Here is a 15,689-nt window from a genome sequence, read left to right as displayed (position 1 = left end):
CGTCACGCTCGATCTCTTCGCGTTACGACCCTGCTCGCTTCGCTCGCAGGGTCGTAGGCTCAGATCTTCTGGTTGAGCAGACCCGTGTCGACGTCGTAGATGAAACCGCCGACCTTGACGTCCTCGGGGACGAACGGGTGCGAGCGGACCTTGGCGACGTCCTCGGCGAGCGCGCGGACCTGGTCGTCGACGACGACGGTCAGGTCGAGCCAGGAGGCGTCCTGGCCGGCCGACTCGGCGAGCTTGGCGCGCAGCTCGGCCTCGGTGTTGGAGGCGACCGCGCAGCGGGTGTGGGGCACGACCAGGATGCGCTTGACGTTGAGGAGGTGGACGCCGAGGACCAGCGCCTCCATCGCCTGCGGGGTCACCCGGCCGCCGGGGTTGCGGAAGATCTTGGCGTCGCCGAGGCTCAGGCCCAGCAGAGCGAGCGGCTCGATGCGCGAGTCCATGCAGGTCACGATGGCGACCCCGGCGTGGGCGACGCCGTCGAAGCCTCCGTCGTCGAACTTCTCGGCATAGTCGCGGTTCGCAGCAAGCAGGTCATCGAAATCGGCCATGACGCCAAGGTAGCCGATATCGCGGCGACGACCTCACGCTGTGTCAGATAGCGTGCGCGATGTGATCGACGCCCTACTCGAGCCCAGCGACCTGCCCCACCGACTGCCGCGTTTCGCCGACATCTCGATCGAGGACTACGGCCCGGCGATCGAGCAGGGGATGGCCGAGCAGCTGGCGGCGCTGGCCGCGATCACCTCCTCCGCCGAGGAACCCGGCTTCGAGAACACCCTGGTCGCCCTGGAGCGGTCCGGCGAGCGGCTGGACCGGGTCCTGCGGGTCTTCTTCTCGCTGCTCTCCGCGGACTCCGACGACGACCTGGACGACCTCCATGCTGCGTACGCTCCGCGGCTGGCGGCCCACCACGACGCGCTGCTCCTCGACGACTCGCTCTTCGCTCGGGTGAACGCGGTCTACGAGAAGAGGGATGAGCTCGAGGGGGAGGACCGCTATCTGGTCGAGCGCTACCACCGCGACTTCGTCCTCGCCGGCGCTGCGCTGGGGCCGGAGCAGAAGGCGCGGCTGCGCGAGCTCAACCAGGAGATCTCCGGGCTGGAGGCAGCCTTCGGGCAGGCGGCGCAGGCCGACTCCAACGACCTCGCCGTGGTCGTCGACACCGTCGAGGAGCTCGCCGGGCTGACGCCGGGCGAGATCTCCGCTGCCGCGGCGGCCGCCGAGGGCCGGGGACTGGCGGGCAGGTTCCTGATCACGCTGACCCTGTTCACGGCCCACCCCTACCTGTCGGTGCTGGAGAACCGAGAGCTTCGTCAGCGGCTGTTCGAGGCGCAGCTCGCCCGCGGCTCGCGCGGCAACGCCAACGACACCCGCGGCATCGCGCTCGACGCGCTGCGGCTGCGGGCCGAGAAGGCCCAGCTGCTCGGGTTCGACAGCTACGCCGGCCTGGTGACCGCCGACAACACCGCCGGCACGCCGAAGGCCGTTCGCGACATGCTGGAGCGGCTGGCTGCGCCTGCGGCCCGCAACGCCCGGGCCGAGCAGGCCGCGCTCGAGGCATCGGCCGGCGGGGTGATCGAGGCCTGGGACTGGCCCTACTACGCCGAGAAGGTCCGGGTCTCGGAATACGACGTCGACCTGGCCGTCCTACGGCCGTGGTTCGAGGCCGACCGGGTGCTGCGCGACGGCGTCTTCTTCGCCGCCGGCCGGCTCTACGGGCTGACCTTCGAGGAGCGGCCCGACCTGCACGGCTACCACCCCGAGGTGCGGGTCTTCGAGGTCTCCCGCGACGGCGAGCCGATCGGCCTCTTCCTGCTCGACCTCTACACCCGGGACTCGAAGAAGGGCGGTGCCTGGATGAACTCCTACGTCACCGCCAACACGCTGCTGGGCGAGCCGTCGGCGATCGTGACCAACAACCTCAACGTGCCCAAGCCGGCGCCGGGGGAGCCGACGCTGCTCACCTTCGACCAGGTCAACACGCTCTTCCACGAGTTCGGGCACGCGCTCCACGGGCTGCTGGCGCGGGCGACCTACCCGCGGTTCGCGGCGACCTCGGTCTACCGCGACTTCGTGGAATACCCCTCCCAGGTCAACGAGATGTGGATGCTCTGGCCCGAGGTGCTCGCCAACTACGCGGTCCATCACGAGACCGGTGAGCCGATCCCGGCCGACGTGCTCGGCAAGCTCGAGGCCTCCGCCACCTTCAACGAGGGGTTCGCGACCTCCGAATACCTCGCCGCCACGCTGATCGACCTGGCCTGGCACGAGCTCGGTCCGGCGGAGGTGCCGACCTCGCCGGAGGCGGTCGAGGCGTTCGAGGCCGCCACGCTCACGGCGGTCGGCCTGGACAACCCGGCGGTGCGGGCGCGCTACTACACGGCGTACTTCAAGCACATCTTCGGTGGCTACGCCTCGGCCTACTACTCCTACATCTGGTCCGAGGTCCTGGACGCGGACACGGTCGCCTGGTTCAAGGAGAACGGCGGCCTGACCAGGGATAACGGCGAGGCGTACGTCCGCTATGTGATCGGCATCGGTGGCACCCGGGACCCGCTGGAGTCCTATGCGGAGTGGCGCGGCCGACCGGCCCCGATCGCTCCGCTGCTGGAGCGCCGGGGCCTGGCCTGAGCCTCAGCGGTCTCGAGGATCCGCCGGGCCCGCCCAGCTGGACTGCGGGTCGCTGGCGGGGAAGGTCTCTTCCTCGGTCTCGTCCTGGCGATCGCGCTCCTCGCCTTCCTCCACGACCCGCTCGGGGGTGGGGAAGGGGATCGGGGACTCGGTGCTCTCGTCCGCGCCGGTCTCCGGATCCTTGGTTTCCTTCTCGACCATGGTTCTGCTCCCATCTGAAGACTTCGATGATGTCGTCGATGCCGTCCGGCATCCACTGTGCCACGTCACGAACGGCTCAGCGCGTCCTTGACACGGTCCACGATGGAGTGGAACGGCATGGTGGCCAGCTGCTTGGGCACCGATCCGGCCGAGCCGGGGTGAGGGTGGGTCGGTGCGACCAGCTCGGTCGCCGTGAGCCGCTTGGCCATCATGTGACGCGCCGTCTCGTCGATCTCGCTGAGAAGCAGCGGGAACTCGACACGCTCCTCCTCCTCGACGTGCTGCTCGACCGCGATCCGGAAGATCGGGAACGTCTCGTCGAACTCGGGGCTGTCGACACCGACACCCTCGAGCCGGGCCAGCATCTCGATCGCCTCCTTCTCGTCGGCGTTGAGCGCCGAGGCGAGCGTCTCGCCACCATGGGTCGAGGTGACCGGATGGACGGCGATCTCCTCGGCGGTCTCGTGCACCGCGAGCAGGACCCGGAGATCGTCGAACGCCTGGCGCTTGGCCGGGCCCTCGGAGTTCGCCACCGTCGCGCAGAGCTGCCGGATGCCGGCGTGCTGCTGCAGCAGGACCCTGATCACGTCACCCTCGGGTAGGTCGGAGGCCCTCTTGAGATCGTCGGTCACATGGGACATGTGCTGCTCCTGTCTCAGGTTCTGTGGACATGAGACAGGTACCCGCGGCGTGTTCTGCCCATACACCTGTCCAACCGACCACCGATCTGAGAAGGTTCAGGAGTGATGAGGGCGGGGTTTTTGCGGGTTGCGGTGGTCAGTCCGCAGGAAGTTGTCATGCGGGGGCTCACCAGCATGCTCGCGGACTATCCTGACCGCTTGGTCGTGACGGCGCTTCCGTCCGTGCGCAGCCGTGCGCAGGGTGTCGACGTGATCCTCTACGACACTCTCGGTCTGCATCTGGCCGACGGGTCCGACCTCGTGCATCTGCTGCAGGAGACCGATGCCAAGGTGCTGATCTTCAGCCGCGACATGCGCCCCGACCTGCGCGTCAAGGCCTACTCGCTCGGTGCCAAGGCCTGGGTCTCGATGAGTGTGCACGCCGGTGAGCTCGTACGCGCCATCGAGCTCACCGCCGCCGGGGAGCCGTTGGGGGAGCGCCAGGACCGGCTCGGCACGGTCGCCGGGCTCACCACGCGCGAGGTCGAGGTGCTCGCGCTGATCACCCAGGGACTGTCCAACAAGGAGATCGCCGCCAAGCTCGTTCTGAGCGTGAACACGCTCAAGAGCCACATCCGACAGGCCTACCGAAAGATCGAGGTCACCACCCGCAGCCAGGCGGTCAGCTGGTCGATCACCCACGGGTTCGCGCCACCCGACGAGAATTCCGTGGAATCGGGCGCATCCGTGGGGGCCAGGATGGTTACCGACACCGTGTCGACAGAGCAGGCTGGGTGACTTCTCCCTGCTACGTCCTGGGGGAGTGACACCACGTCCGCACTGTCGGTGCCGCGGTCTCGGCAACTGACCCGGGACCGCGGTTCTAACCCTCAGGGGTGAGTGTGCTGTGGGGGCTGAGCTCACCCCTGAGGGCCATTTCTCCCCTGAGCGTGGATATCTGGCTGGTCCGCGCGACAGACTCGAATCATGGACAGGACACCGGAAGCATCGCCGCTGCCTCCCCTTCAGCAGGAAGATCTGGTCGTACGCCACCTCCCGGTGGCACGCTCGCTGGCCGCCCGCTACTCGGGCCGCGGTGTCGAGGCCGACGACCTTCGCCAGGCCGCGCACATGGGGCTGGTGAAGGCGGCCCGCCTCTACGACCCCGCGCAGGGCGCGTTCCTGAGCTATGCCGTACCGATGGCCAAGGGCGAGATGCGTCGCTGCTTCCGGGACCTCGCTCGCTGTGCACCCCCGGAGCGGGTGGACGACGGGTGGGACTCGCTCGTCGAGCACTACGGCGAGGCCGACCCTGGCTTCGACCGCGCCGAGGCGCGGGTGCTGGTGGGGGAGGCGATCGGCGATCTCTGCGAGAGGGACCTGAGGATCCTGCGGCTGCGCTTCGTCGACGGCCTGACCCAGGCCGAGGTCGGCGAGAAGATCAATGCCACCCAGGCGCAGGTCTCCCGCGCCCTGGCCCGGATCATCCGCAGCATGCGGGTCGCCGTCGCCGCGTAACCGGTGCAGGTGGTGGGTACCGGAAGACATGACTACCCAAGCCGTCATCTTCACCGTGATCGGGGCGATCGTCGTGCTGGTCGGCGTCGCCGCCTGGCTCTACGACGCCCGCCGCAACAAGCGCGTCGCCGATGACGAGGAGCGCTTCGATCAGCCGGGAAGGAAGAGTTGATATGCCACAGCGTGCCTGGAGCAAGAAGAGAGAACGACAGTACGAGCACATCAAGGAAGGTCTGCTCGAGCGTGGTGAGAACGAGGACACCGCCGAGGAGATCGCGGCTCGTACGGTGAACAAGGAGCGCGCCCGCGGCGGAGAGTCCCGCGAACGCAGCCGCACCTCGACCAAGGACATCTCCTCAGGCCGCCGCGGTGGCTTACGCAGTCACCGCGGCTCGGGCGGGCGAACCAAGGCCCAGCTGTACGAGGAGGCCAAGGACAAGAACGTCAAGGGACGTTCGAAGATGAACAAGGCTGAGCTCGAGAAGGCTGTGGGGCGCTAGCTCTGCGCTGTTCCCACGGAGAATGGCCGCCGACCCGTCAGGACAGGGTCGGCGGCCATTCCGTCTGCGGATCCATACGCGGAATCAGGGGTGCGGACGAGAGACGTACGCGGTCGAGGTGCGGTCGATGACGTCGTCGCCGGTCTCCGGGGGCTGTGTGGTGACGGCGCGGTGGTCGCCGGCCCGCGCGAACGGGACGGCCTCGGAGATCATGCCGATCCGCTCACGGGCCAGGCCGACGGTCGTGCCCGCTCCGCTGCGTACCTTCTCGATGGTCTCGTGGGGGTAGCGGCCGACGAGGTAGCCGGCCACTCCGCCCAGCGCAAAGGTGAAGAGGTTCCGTTTGGTCCTCACTTCTTCTTGCCTCCCTTGATCCGTCGCAGCACGGCGTCGGTGCCCTTCTTGCGGATGACGGTGGTGGCGACGGCCATCACGATCGGCGCCGCGAACGCGGCGACGGCCGCGATCCGCTTGCCCCAGGACGACTCCTGCCACTTGGTCTTGGGCGTCGTGCCGTTCCACAGCGAGCGCTGGGCGGTGTCGGTGCGTTCGCCGGTGATCGTTGAGTACGTCATGCCAGATCTCCTTGTGTCGGGGTCGGCTCTCTTCGTCCGTACCCGTTGTGGGTGCAGGTCATGCGGCGATTCCTAGGTCTTCGAGCTGGCCACGCAGCTCGTCGATGACCCGGGTCAGGATCCGGGAGACCTGGGTCTGGGTGACGCCGATGGCCTCGCCGATCTCAACCTGGTTACGGTCCTCGACGAAGCGCAGCCTCACCACGACCTGATCGCGCGGGGACAGGGAACTGATCGCCTGTTCCAGCGACAGTCGGGTCTCGCAGTCGGCCATCCCGCCGTCGGTGCCGGGCAGCATGTCGCCGATGGTCGCGTCGGCCGAGGACTGGTCCTGGCCGGGGCGCAGCGGCGCATCCAGGGAGGACGGGGTGAAGCAGCCTCGGGCGTCGAGCGCCTCGCGCACTTTCTGCTCCGGGACGTGGGCGATCTCGGCCAGCTCGGAGGTGGATAGGGTGCCCCGCTCCGACCCGATCCGCAGCAGTGTTCCCTGCAGCTCCTGGATGGGGCGCGGCGGCCGCACCGTCCAGCCGTGGTCACGGAACCAGCGCTTCACCTCACCGCGGATCGTCGGCACGGCATAGGTGAGGAAGTCGTCGGCGCGATCAGGATGGAAGCTCTTCGCGGCACGGACCAAGGCGATGTACGCCACCTGCTCGAGATCGGCACGGGGGATGCCTCGGCCGGTGTAGCGGTGCGCGATCGAGCGGGCGACCGCGGCGTTGAGCAGGATCACCTCCTCGAGGATTCGGTCCCGCTCCTCGCCTTCAGCTGTATGTGCCTCCGCCAACAGCTCTGAGGTCAGACGCTGTCGCTCGGCTCGGGGTAGGTCTGTCTCGAAAGTTGTCGTCGTCATGTGTAGGTAGTGCCCGAATCGACCCACTCCCAACGGCTCCGGTGCCAACTTCACCCCCGTGGGTGCGCGACGACGTCGGCGCAACCACCCTTTGGGGTGAGCGGGTGAAGACTTGTCCCCTCGCAGCATCACCGACGGCACTCCGGGGCACCGAGAGGGAATGAGAATCCTGACCTGGCACGTGCGCGCGGCCTGGACGACGGCGTTCGTGCGCGGTCGCCATGACTACATCCTCCCCATCAGCCCTGACCGCGGCCCCGACGGGCAGGGTCGCTCTCGCACCTGCGAGTGGCCGACGTCGGCCCGCCAGGTGGGCATCGAGGCGCTTGCCGACGAGGAGGTCGACGTCGTCGTCCTGCAGCGTCCGCACGAGGTCGAGCTGGCCGAGAAGTGGCTCGGCGGACGCCGTCCGGGGCGCGACGTACCCGCGGTCTACCTGGAGCACAACACTCCCGCCGGTGGGGTCCCTGACACCCGTCATCCGATGGCGGGCGGAGGTATCCCGATCGTGCACGTGACCGGCTTCAACGATCTCGTCTGGGACTGCACCGGCACCCCGACCACCGTGATCGAGCATGGCATCGTCGACCCGGGCCGCCGCTACACCGGCGACATCGAGCGCGCCGGAGTGGTCGTCAACGATCCGGTACGCCGCGGCCGCTCGGTCGGCGCCGACCTGATCCCGGCGCTGGCCGAGGGCGTCGGCGCCGATGTCTTCGGCATGCGCGTCGAGCGCCTGCCCGCCTGCGAGGGTCTTCGGACATACGAGGACTTGTCGCAGCAGGATCTGCACGACCACCTTCCGCGACGACGCGTCTACGTCCACCTCAACCGCTGGACCTCGCTGGGTCTCTCCCTGTTGGAAGCGATGCATCTGGGCATGCCTGTCGTCGCCCTGGCCATGACCGAGACCCCGCTCGCGGTGCCGCACGAGGCTGGCTTCGTCACCACCCGCCGCGACGAGATCGTCCCGGCCGTACGCCACCTGATGAAGGACCCCGACGTCGCCGAGGAGGCCGGGCTGATCGGGCGTCGATATGCGAGAAAGCGCTACGGCCTGGAGCGGTTCCTCGACGAGTGGGACGACGTGCTCCGGTGGGTCGCCACCGGCCCGAGGTGATCCGGGCATCGTGAGGCGTCGGCGCGGGTACGGGGCGTTCGACCTCTGTCCCCGACCGAAGGACCGCTATGACCGACACGCCGAGCCCCGGCGCCTCCGAGCAGACCGAGTGGCTGACCACCTCGGGCGGTGTGCGCCTGCGTGAGACCGACAAGTCCCTCAAGGCGGGCGAGCGCGGCCCGACCCTGCTCCAGGACCACCATCTGCGCGAGAAGATCACCCACTTCGACCACGAGCGGATTCCTGAACGCGTCGTCCATGCCCGCGGAGCCGGTGCGCACGGCACCTTTACGGCGTACGGAACGGCCGAGACCGTGACCAGCGCCGGCTTCCTCGCCGAGGGCCGGGAGACGCCGGTCTTCGTGCGGTTCTCCACGGTGCTGGGTTCGCGCGGCAGCGCGGACACGGTGCGCGACACCCGCGGGTTCGCGACGAAGTTCTACACCGAGGAGGGCACCTTCGACCTCGTCGGCAACAACATCCCGGTCTTCTTCATCCAGGACGGGATCAAGTTCCCCGACGTCATCCACGCCGGCAAGCCGCACCCCGACCGTGAGATCCCGCAGGCCCAGTCGGCGCACGACACCTTCTGGGACTTCGTCTCGCTGCACACCGAGGCCCAGCACCACACGCTGTGGAACATGTCCGACCGCGGCATCCCCCGCTCCTACCGGATGATGGAGGGCTTCGGTGTCCACACCTTCCGGCTCGTCAACGCCGAGGGGAGGACGAGCCTGGTCAAGTTCCACTGGAAGCCGAAGCTCGGCGTGCACGGTCTGCTCTGGGAGGAGGCCCAGATGCTCGGCGGGTTCGACCCGGACTTCCACCGCCGCGACCTCGCCGACGCGATCGAGGCCGGCGCCTACCCGGAGTGGGAGCTGGGCATCCAGGTCTTCCCGGACACCCCGGAGCAGACGTACGAAGGGATCGACCTGCTCGACCCGACCAAGCTGGTTCCCGAGGAGATCGCGCCGGTCCAGAGGATCGGACGCCTGGTCCTCGACCGGAATCCCACCAACTACTTCGCCGAGACCGAGCAGGTCGCCTTCCACGTCGGCAACCTCGTGCCCGGCATCGACGTCACCGACGACTCCCTGATGCAGGCGCGGCTCTTCTCCTACGTCGACACCCAGCTGACCAGGCTCGGCGGGCCGAACTTCAACCAGATCCCGATCAACCGGCCGCACGCGCCGGTCAACGACATGCTGCGCGACGGGTTCCATCAGGACGAGGTCCACAGCGGCGTCGCGCCCTACCACCCCAACTCGCTCGACGGCGGCTGTCCGTTCCTGGCAGGCGACCCGCAAGGAGCCTTCCTGGACAACCCGGTGACGGTGCCCGAGACGACCAAGCAGCGCACCCAGCCGGCCTCGTTCGACGACCACTTCAGCCAGGCGCGGCTCTTCTGGGTGTCGATGACACCGGTCGAGAAGCAGCACATCACCGCGGCGTACGCCTTCGAGCTGGGCAAGGTCCACGAACAGGCGATCCGGGAGCGACAGCTGCAGTGCCTGGCCGAGATCGCCCCTGACCTGTGTGACGGCGTCGCCACCGCCCTCGGCCTGCCGGCGCCCTCGCCGACGAGCGAGCTGCCTGACCCGGAGCCGAGTCCGGCCCTGTCGATGCTCGGCGGCTCCTTCCCGCCGGACGGTCGGGTCGTCGGGATCCTCGTCAGCCCCGACAGCCCGGCCGACGAGGTCGACGGGCTGCGGACGGCGCTTCTCGGCTCGGGGATGACGCCGGCGCTCATCGCGCCGACGGCCGCGCCGCTCGGCGGTGAGGTGGCCGTGCAGCGTACGTTCTCGACCGCTCGTTCCGTCGAGTTCGACGCGCTCGTGGTCGCTGACGGCACCGCAGCCGTCGCCTCGGACGTGCACGTGCTGCTGCTGATCGAGGAGATCTTCCGTCACGGCAAGGCGCTGCTGACCTGGGGCGACGGGGTCGAGGCCGTCGCGACGGCGGGGATCACGGTCCCCGCGCCGGGGGTCAAGGCCGAGGAGTCCGCCTCGGTGGCAGCAGCCGAGCTTCCCGACCTGCTCGCCGCCCACCGCTCATGGGAGAGGTTCGCGCTCTCCTGAAGGTTTGCCGTAAGGAGGGTTTACAGCCGCGCGAACTGGGTACCGGGAGGAGTGTACGAACAAGAGAAATCATGAGGAGTGATCCGCAGGCCAACTCCGTGCAGGGTGCCGAGAAACGAAGCCCCTGCTCCGTAGCCGCTCGGACGACAAGGTCTGAGCATCCCCCACAACAACTACACACGAGGTGAGATCCACATGGCACTAATTCTCTGGCTGATCGCGGCAGTCCTGGTTATCGGCGGCATCTTGGCGCTGGTCCGTGGCCAGATTCTTTGGGGAGCAGTCCTCATCATCGTCGGCCTGTTGGTCGGCCCTGGTGGCGTCAGCATCTTCACATAGACACCATGCGGCCCGGTGCCCCTCAGGGGCCCCGGGCCGGGTGGCGTCCAGCGTGAAGCGAAGACGAAAGGAACGACCATGGGTAAGTGCGCCACATGCGGCAACGACTACGACGAGAGCTTCGAGGTGACGACGGCCTCCGGGGAGCATCATGTCTTCGACTCGATCGAGTGCGCCGTGTCGGTGATCGCGCCCGTGTGCGTCAACTGCGGTAGCCGCATCCTCGGGCACGGGGTGCAGAACGAGGAGCACATGTTCTGCTGCGCCCACTGTGCCCACTCGTTCGGCGTGACGGGTGTGAGGGACAGGGTCACCAGCGGCTCCTGAGCGCGTACGCCCCGGCCGACTCGCTCAGCTGCGCTCGGCGAATCGCAGAGCGCTGTGGTGCTCGTGGGCCAGGCGGCGCAGGCAGAGCAGGAACTCCCCGAGCACGACCTGCCCCAGGACCATCTGCTCCATCATCGCCTCGCGGTCCTGGGTGTCGTCGATCTGGTCGAGCTCGTAGGCGGCGATCGCGTCGACGAGGGGGAGGTAGGTCGCCGCGCCCTCGGGGTCGGTGGGGAGTCCGCTGTCCAGGATGACCTTGATGATGCCGGCCAGGTGGTCGCGCTCGGGTGCGTCCGGTCGCACCTTCGTCCACCCCGCCTGGTCGACGATCTGGTCGGCGAGGTGCCGCGTGTGGTCGTCGCGGACCCCGAGGATGGTCGTCTCGGTGCGGAGCGCGTCGCAGGCCTCACCGAACATGTCGTGCACCGATGCGGTCCGGTCCTGGGCCACGTCGACGAGCACCTTGAGCGCCCCGACGGGCACGGCACCGACATCGCGCAGGACACGGAGCAGGCGCAGGCGGCGTACGTGCCGGCCGTCGTAGTCGGCCAGGCGCTCGGAGATCTTCCTGCCGGGGGAGAGGAGGCCCTCGCGGACGTAGTACTTGATGGTCGCGACGCTCACGCCGGTCGAGTCGGCCAGCTCGGAGATCCGCATCGTTCCTCCGGGAACTTGTTGACAGCGCTGCTGGATAGGAGCACTATCCTAGACTAGATACTATCGCTATCCAGTCAAGGGGGACGGGAATGTCGAAGATCGCCCGGGCCTATCGGGAGGCTCCTGAGAACGTTCCGGACGGCGTCACGCCCGGGCACAGCGTCGCCGATGTCGGAACGGACGAGGTCGTCGTGTTCCTGATCGGGATGCACATCCACCGGTGGCGCAAGGTGCGCAGCTGGTTCCCGGTGTTCGTCGCGATGCCGCGGATGCTCGCCGAGCTCGCCAAGAACCGCGACCTCGGCCTGCTCTCGGCACGCAGCTACTGGTCGGGTCGGTCGCTGCTGACGGTGCAGTACTGGCGCAGCGTCGAGGAGCTCGGCCGGTTCGCCAAGGACCCGGCGCTCTCGCATGCGCCCGCCTGGGCCGCCTTCAACCGGCGCGCGGCCTCGACCGGCGACATCGGGATCTGGCACGAGACCTACCGGGTCCCCGCCGACCAGGTCGAGACGCTCTACGGCAACATGCCGGCCTTCGGCCTCGGGGCGGCGCTCGGCGTCGTCGAGCGGTCCGCCGGCCGGCGGAACAGGACCCACGAGCGGATGGGATCCACCCGCCCGGAGTACGTGGAGACGTGACTCCTACAACGCGGTGACGGTCGCGCTCGGCGACAGTGCACGTGTCGGCGCGCCCCGCAGCAGCAGCATCGAGAGCAGCGCGGCGATCCCGGCGCAGACCGCGGCGCCGGCGAAGACGGTGTGCTCCTGGGCGATGGCGGCGCCGATGAGCAGGTCCTGATAGTCCTCGCACATGCCGCCTCCGGTGCACACCGACGACAGCGACGGCAGGTCTGCCTGGGCGGCGTAGTAGCTGCGCAGGCCGATCGTGGTCAGCGCCGAGATGCCGACCAACATGCCGACCATGCGGGCCACGACGGTGAAGGAGGTGGTCAGGCCGTGCATCGACTGCTCGGTCGTGGCCAGTATCGCCGCGTTGACCGGCGCCAGGGCGAGGCCGAAGCCGAGGCCGCCCGCGACGAGCACGACGGTCGCCGACAGCGAGCGCAGCGCGTCGGCGTCCCAACGGGCCATGAGCACGAACGCCACCGCGGCCAGCAGCATCCCGCCACCCGCGATCACCCCCGCCGGCAGTCGCCGGGTGAGGAAGCCGCCCGCGACCGCACCCACCGGCAGCGCGATCAGGAACTCCAGCAGCACCAGGGCCGCCTTCAGTTGGCTGTCGCCGTAGATCGTGGTGCGGGCGAAGAGCGGCACGTCGATCAGCGCCGCCACGAGTGCGGCGCCGACGAAGAACGAGATCAGCACCGATCCCCACGCCGGCGTCCGGGCGAACGCGCCGCGGGGCACGATCGGGTCCTGCGCCCGGCGCAGATGGAAGACGAAGCCGAGCAGCGCCAGCCCGCCGGCGACCAGGTACCAGGTGCCCTGTTCGGAGAAGACCGCCACCTCGGGGTCGGCGGTCGCGAAGGCCAGGATCACCCCGGCCAGGGCGAACGAGAGCAGCAGCGCCCCGAGGAGGTCGACCTCGGCGACGATCCGGCCGAGCACGCGGCGTACGCCCGGCCGCAGGCCGCACTTCACCAAGAACCCGACGGTGGCGATGATCGTGACCAGGCCCAGCGGGGTCAGCCAGCGGGTCGCTCCGGCCGCGGGAACGTAGAGCGCGCCCCAGGTCAGGTCCTGGACCAGGGCTGTCGGCTCGATCGCCAGCAGCACGAACGCCGCGCCGGCGACCAGCAACAGCAGCAGCGCGATCACGTCAGGTCGTCGTGGGCGGCCCCGCGCGGCGTCCGAGCGGCCCAGCCCCCGGATCGCCACCGCCAGCACGAGGCCGACCACGAGGTTGAGCACGAAGATCGCGCGCCAGTCCGCGACGGCGAGCACGGCCGCACCGACGAGCGGCCCGAGCACCGAGCCGAGCTCCTGGACCGCCGAGACCAGCCCGAGCGGAACCCCACGTCGCTCAGCGGGGTAGAGCGCCGCGACCAGCGCGAGGGTCGCCGGCACCAGCGCGCCACCGCCCAGCCCCTGGAAGAACCGGCCGACCACCATCGCGGACAGGTCCCACGACAGCGCCGTCAGGAACGAGCCGAACGCGAAGACGACCAGCCCGCCGACGAGCACGGGCAGGTGCCCGAGGAGGTCGGCGAGGCGTCCGATCAGCGGCAGCACCGCCACATAGCCCAGCAGGAACCCGGAGATCAACGGCGCTGCCCGCTGCAGCTCCTCGATCGAGAGCCCGACACCCGCCATCATGTCCGGCAGCGCCAGCACGACGACATAGGTGTCCGCGGCGGCGAACGCCACCGCGACGGCCGCCAGACACAGGACTGCCCTCACGGCTTGGTGATCTCCTTCTCGACGCCGTACTCGGTCACGTCGATCGTGTAGGAGTACGCCGCCTCGCCCTCACCGCTGAAGTTGCCCTTGATGGTGGCCTCGGTGAGCTCGTCGGAGTCGTTGATGATGTAGGTGACGTCGAAGTCGCCGGTCGCACCGGCGAGGATCTTCTGGACCGCGGTGTCCGGGAGCGTGCCGGTGTAGGTCGAGTAGATCTCGTCGTTGTCGGCGCCGCCACGCACCGACTTGCCGATCTTCACGTCCTCGGTCGCGGCGAGCAGCGAGGAGATGCCGGTCGTCGGCGCGATCAGCGCGGCCGGGTCGGGAACGCCGTAGTCGGCCGGGTCGAGCACCTGGAAGGTGGTCGTGAACGGCAGCTTCGCGTAGACGACGCCGTCGACCGATACCACCTCGACCTGCGCCTCGGCGCCCATCACCGGCACCGTGAGCGTGCCCTCGAACGCGGGCTCGCGGGTCAGCGTCCCGGTCGCCGCCTTCAGCGTCGTGATGCCCTCGGGCAGGTCGTCGGAGGCGATCGAGAAGTTGATCCCGCTCGTCTCGTCGAGGTTCTTCTGCGCCGCGGCGAGCACCTGCTGCGGTGTCCGTCCCTTGGCCGGGTCCTCGTCACCGCACGAGGTCATCACGAGAAGCGCGGCCAGAAGGGCGATGAGAGCGAAGGCGAGGCGGGGCAGGGTCAGTGGCATGCGGCTCAGAATGCCACGCCCCGCAACCCTCGTGGTGCCCAGGTCGCCTCATCGGTGGACCGGGCGTGGAGTCTCCAGGCACCGGCGGATGGTGGTGACGATGCTGCCGGCGGTGAAGAGGTCCTCATCCGAGGATCCGCCCCCACGTACGTCATGGATCTGGTCGACGAGCTCGGCCAGGGCATCTTGTGCCTCCGTCTTGGCCTCGGGGTCGGCGGTGCGCCCGTCTCCCGACTCCACCAGATTTGCGAGAGCGAGCAGTGCTCGCGCCGTCGGAGGGCGCAGCTCTGCACCCAGACCGAGCTGATCGTTCTCCGCCCGCTCCTCCTCTTCCAGGAGCTGGGTGAGCTCCTCGACCAGAAGGCACACCCGCTCGAGGCTCGCTGCCTGCTCGAGCTGTCTTTCCAGACGGTCTCGGTGGTGCTCCCGCCGCACGTTGGCGCGGGACGCATCGAGGACGAGCTGCCTCGCGGCGCGCATGGTCTGCAGGGTCGGCACCAGCTGGGTCAGGAACTCGCTCCACTGATCCTCTGTCGGTGGCCGGTCCCGTTGCAGGGCATGTGCCAGTCGCCGGAGCTGGACGAGCACCTCGCTACGGACATCGCCCATCGCCCGCTCCGCGGGCGCGAGAGGCAGCTGTGGGAACAGCATCGTCATCGCGACCCCGATCGCCGTCCCGATCAGGGTGAGGCCGCCGAAGGCGCTCACGAACGCCACGGGATCGCCGGTTCCGATGATCAGCACGAACAGGGCCGCCGTCGGGACCCAATGGCCGGTGTCGTCGAGCCGGTCCCAGCTCCCGACGATCGTCCCCAGCCCGATCACCAGGGCCACCGTCACGGGCCCCGGCGAGAGGACCGCCCCGATAGCCAGTGCGATGGCCGAGCCCAGCCAGATGCTGAGGATGCTCTGGACGGACTTGCGAACCGAGCCCAGCACGGTCGAGGACATCGCCACCACGGCCCCCAAGGGCGCGTAGTAGGGGAACTCGCCCGCCGGCCCGGGGAAGACCGCACCGACCCCGAAGGCGATGGCACCCGCGACCGCCGCCGTCAGGGCCTGACCCCACGGAAGCCGGCGGACGTGCGCGCGGAGCCGAGCCGCACGCCCCGCTACAGGTGCCGCCGCCTGTGCTCCACGGCGCGTGGCCACGGTGGAACCGGACATCACCTGACGATGCGGGGCTCAGGACGGACG

Annotated in this window: 20 protein-coding genes; 10 read left to right on the top strand and 10 right to left on the bottom strand. The window is 69.0% G+C overall.

The window, feature by feature from the left end; genetic code table 11:
• Positions 1 to 59: 59 nt before the first annotated feature.
• Complete coding sequence (locus ACFV9G_RS22540; RefSeq protein ID WP_378730087.1) at positions 60 to 557, bottom strand: beta-class carbonic anhydrase; 498 nt, start codon at positions 555 to 557, stop codon at positions 60 to 62.
• 61 nt (positions 558 to 618) lie between these two features.
• Here ACFV9G_RS22540 and ACFV9G_RS22535 point away from each other — a divergent pair, with 61 nt between their 5' ends.
• Entirely contained in the window at positions 619 to 2,640 is a 2,022-nt protein-coding gene (locus ACFV9G_RS22535) for a M3 family metallopeptidase (RefSeq protein WP_378730084.1), read from the top strand.
• A gap of 3 nt (positions 2,641 to 2,643) precedes the next feature.
• Here ACFV9G_RS22535 and ACFV9G_RS22530 read toward each other — a convergent pair whose 3' ends face one another.
• Both ACFV9G_RS22530 and ACFV9G_RS22525 read right to left on the bottom strand, forming a co-directional pair.
• Positions 2,644 to 2,841 (bottom strand): hypothetical protein, encoded by a 198-nt coding sequence (locus ACFV9G_RS22530; RefSeq protein ID WP_378730082.1) that lies wholly within the window; start codon positions 2,839 to 2,841, stop codon positions 2,644 to 2,646.
• Between the two features lie 65 nt (positions 2,842 to 2,906).
• A complete protein-coding gene (locus ACFV9G_RS22525) occupies positions 2,907 to 3,482 on the bottom strand; it encodes a hemerythrin domain-containing protein (protein WP_378730080.1) in 576 nt (191 codons plus the stop codon).
• Between the two features lie 156 nt (positions 3,483 to 3,638).
• Here ACFV9G_RS22525 and ACFV9G_RS22520 point away from each other — a divergent pair, with 156 nt between their 5' ends.
• The 4 genes from ACFV9G_RS22520 to ACFV9G_RS22505 all read left to right on the top strand — a co-directional run bounded on the left by ACFV9G_RS22520 (position 3,639) and on the right by ACFV9G_RS22505 (position 5,479).
• Positions 3,639 to 4,259 (top strand): DNA-binding response regulator, encoded by a 621-nt coding sequence (locus ACFV9G_RS22520; protein ID WP_378730078.1) that lies wholly within the window; start codon positions 3,639 to 3,641, stop codon positions 4,257 to 4,259.
• Positions 4,260 to 4,448: 189 nt separating this feature from the next.
• Entirely contained in the window at positions 4,449 to 4,979 is a 531-nt protein-coding gene (locus tag ACFV9G_RS22515) for a sigma-70 family RNA polymerase sigma factor (RefSeq protein WP_378730076.1), read from the top strand.
• Positions 4,980 to 5,007: 28 nt separating this feature from the next.
• Positions 5,008 to 5,151 (top strand): hypothetical protein, encoded by a 144-nt coding sequence (locus ACFV9G_RS22510; RefSeq protein ID WP_378730074.1) that lies wholly within the window; start codon positions 5,008 to 5,010, stop codon positions 5,149 to 5,151.
• Position 5,152: 1 nt separating this feature from the next.
• The gene (locus tag ACFV9G_RS22505) at positions 5,153 to 5,479 is read left to right on the top strand and encodes a plasmid stabilization protein (protein WP_378730072.1); all 327 of its coding nucleotides are present in this window, start codon (positions 5,153 to 5,155) and stop codon (positions 5,477 to 5,479) included.
• An 84-nt stretch (positions 5,480 to 5,563) separates the two neighbouring features.
• On the opposite strand, the gene ACFV9G_RS22500 is transcribed toward ACFV9G_RS22505, so the two are convergent.
• From ACFV9G_RS22500 to ACFV9G_RS22490, 3 genes are read right to left on the bottom strand one after another with little or no spacing between them, the layout of a single operon-like run.
• Entirely contained in the window at positions 5,564 to 5,833 is a 270-nt protein-coding gene (locus ACFV9G_RS22500; protein ID WP_378730070.1) for a hypothetical protein, read from the bottom strand.
• Entirely contained in the window at positions 5,830 to 6,054 is a 225-nt protein-coding gene (locus ACFV9G_RS22495) for a hypothetical protein (RefSeq protein ID WP_378730068.1), read from the bottom strand. The genes ACFV9G_RS22500 and ACFV9G_RS22495 overlap by 4 nt, the downstream gene beginning before the upstream one ends.
• Positions 6,055 to 6,112: 58 nt before the next feature.
• On the bottom strand, positions 6,113 to 6,907 hold the full coding sequence (locus ACFV9G_RS22490) for a sigma-70 family RNA polymerase sigma factor (protein WP_378730066.1): 795 nt from the start codon (positions 6,905 to 6,907) through the stop codon (positions 6,113 to 6,115).
• A 160-nt stretch (positions 6,908 to 7,067) separates the two neighbouring features.
• Between ACFV9G_RS22490 and ACFV9G_RS22485 the strand changes: the two genes are divergently transcribed.
• The 4 genes from ACFV9G_RS22485 (at position 7,068) to ACFV9G_RS22470 (ending at position 10,771) form a co-directional block, all read left to right on the top strand.
• A complete protein-coding gene (locus ACFV9G_RS22485; RefSeq protein WP_378730064.1) occupies positions 7,068 to 8,027 on the top strand; it encodes a glycosyltransferase in 960 nt (319 codons plus the stop codon).
• Between the two features lie 68 nt (positions 8,028 to 8,095).
• The gene (locus tag ACFV9G_RS22480) at positions 8,096 to 10,105 is read left to right on the top strand and encodes a catalase (RefSeq protein WP_378730062.1); all 2,010 of its coding nucleotides are present in this window, start codon (positions 8,096 to 8,098) and stop codon (positions 10,103 to 10,105) included.
• Between the two features lie 195 nt (positions 10,106 to 10,300).
• Positions 10,301 to 10,444 (top strand): GPGG-motif small membrane protein, encoded by a 144-nt coding sequence (locus ACFV9G_RS22475; RefSeq protein ID WP_168381108.1) that lies wholly within the window; start codon positions 10,301 to 10,303, stop codon positions 10,442 to 10,444.
• A 78-nt stretch (positions 10,445 to 10,522) separates the two neighbouring features.
• Positions 10,523 to 10,771 (top strand): hypothetical protein, encoded by a 249-nt coding sequence (locus ACFV9G_RS22470; protein ID WP_091046631.1) that lies wholly within the window; start codon positions 10,523 to 10,525, stop codon positions 10,769 to 10,771.
• Positions 10,772 to 10,795: 24 nt separating this feature from the next.
• Here ACFV9G_RS22470 and ACFV9G_RS22465 read toward each other — a convergent pair whose 3' ends face one another.
• The gene (locus ACFV9G_RS22465) at positions 10,796 to 11,428 is read right to left on the bottom strand and encodes a MerR family transcriptional regulator (RefSeq protein ID WP_378730059.1); all 633 of its coding nucleotides are present in this window, start codon (positions 11,426 to 11,428) and stop codon (positions 10,796 to 10,798) included.
• Between the two features lie 89 nt (positions 11,429 to 11,517).
• On the opposite strand from ACFV9G_RS22465, the gene ACFV9G_RS22460 reads away from it, so the two are divergent.
• Positions 11,518 to 12,066, top strand: a complete 549-nt coding sequence (locus tag ACFV9G_RS22460; protein WP_378730057.1) for a DUF4188 domain-containing protein — start codon at positions 11,518 to 11,520, stop codon at positions 12,064 to 12,066.
• Between the two features lie 3 nt (positions 12,067 to 12,069).
• Here the strand turns inward: ACFV9G_RS22460 and ACFV9G_RS22455 are convergent, their stop codons facing one another.
• The 3 genes from ACFV9G_RS22455 to ACFV9G_RS22445 are packed head-to-tail and all read right to left on the bottom strand — an operon-like array spanning position 12,070 to position 15,659.
• On the bottom strand, positions 12,070 to 13,788 hold the full coding sequence (locus ACFV9G_RS22455) for an MFS transporter (RefSeq protein ID WP_378730055.1): 1,719 nt from the start codon (positions 13,786 to 13,788) through the stop codon (positions 12,070 to 12,072).
• Positions 13,785 to 14,492, bottom strand: coding sequence for an LppX_LprAFG lipoprotein (locus tag ACFV9G_RS22450; protein ID WP_378730053.1), 708 nt, complete (start codon positions 14,490 to 14,492; stop codon positions 13,785 to 13,787). Before ACFV9G_RS22450 ends, ACFV9G_RS22455 begins: the two co-directional genes overlap by 4 nt.
• A gap of 48 nt (positions 14,493 to 14,540) precedes the next feature.
• Positions 14,541 to 15,659, bottom strand: a complete 1,119-nt coding sequence (locus ACFV9G_RS22445; RefSeq protein ID WP_378730051.1) for an aromatic acid exporter family protein — start codon at positions 15,657 to 15,659, stop codon at positions 14,541 to 14,543.
• Between the last annotated feature and the right edge of the window lie 30 nt (positions 15,660 to 15,689).

The organism is Nocardioides sp. NPDC059952, assembly GCF_042730435.1.
In the GTDB taxonomy this organism is placed as follows: domain Bacteria; phylum Actinomycetota; class Actinomycetes; order Propionibacteriales; family Nocardioidaceae; genus Nocardioides.
Note: the sequence above shows the minus strand (reverse complement) of the source record. Positions and strands in the feature narration are given on the sequence as shown.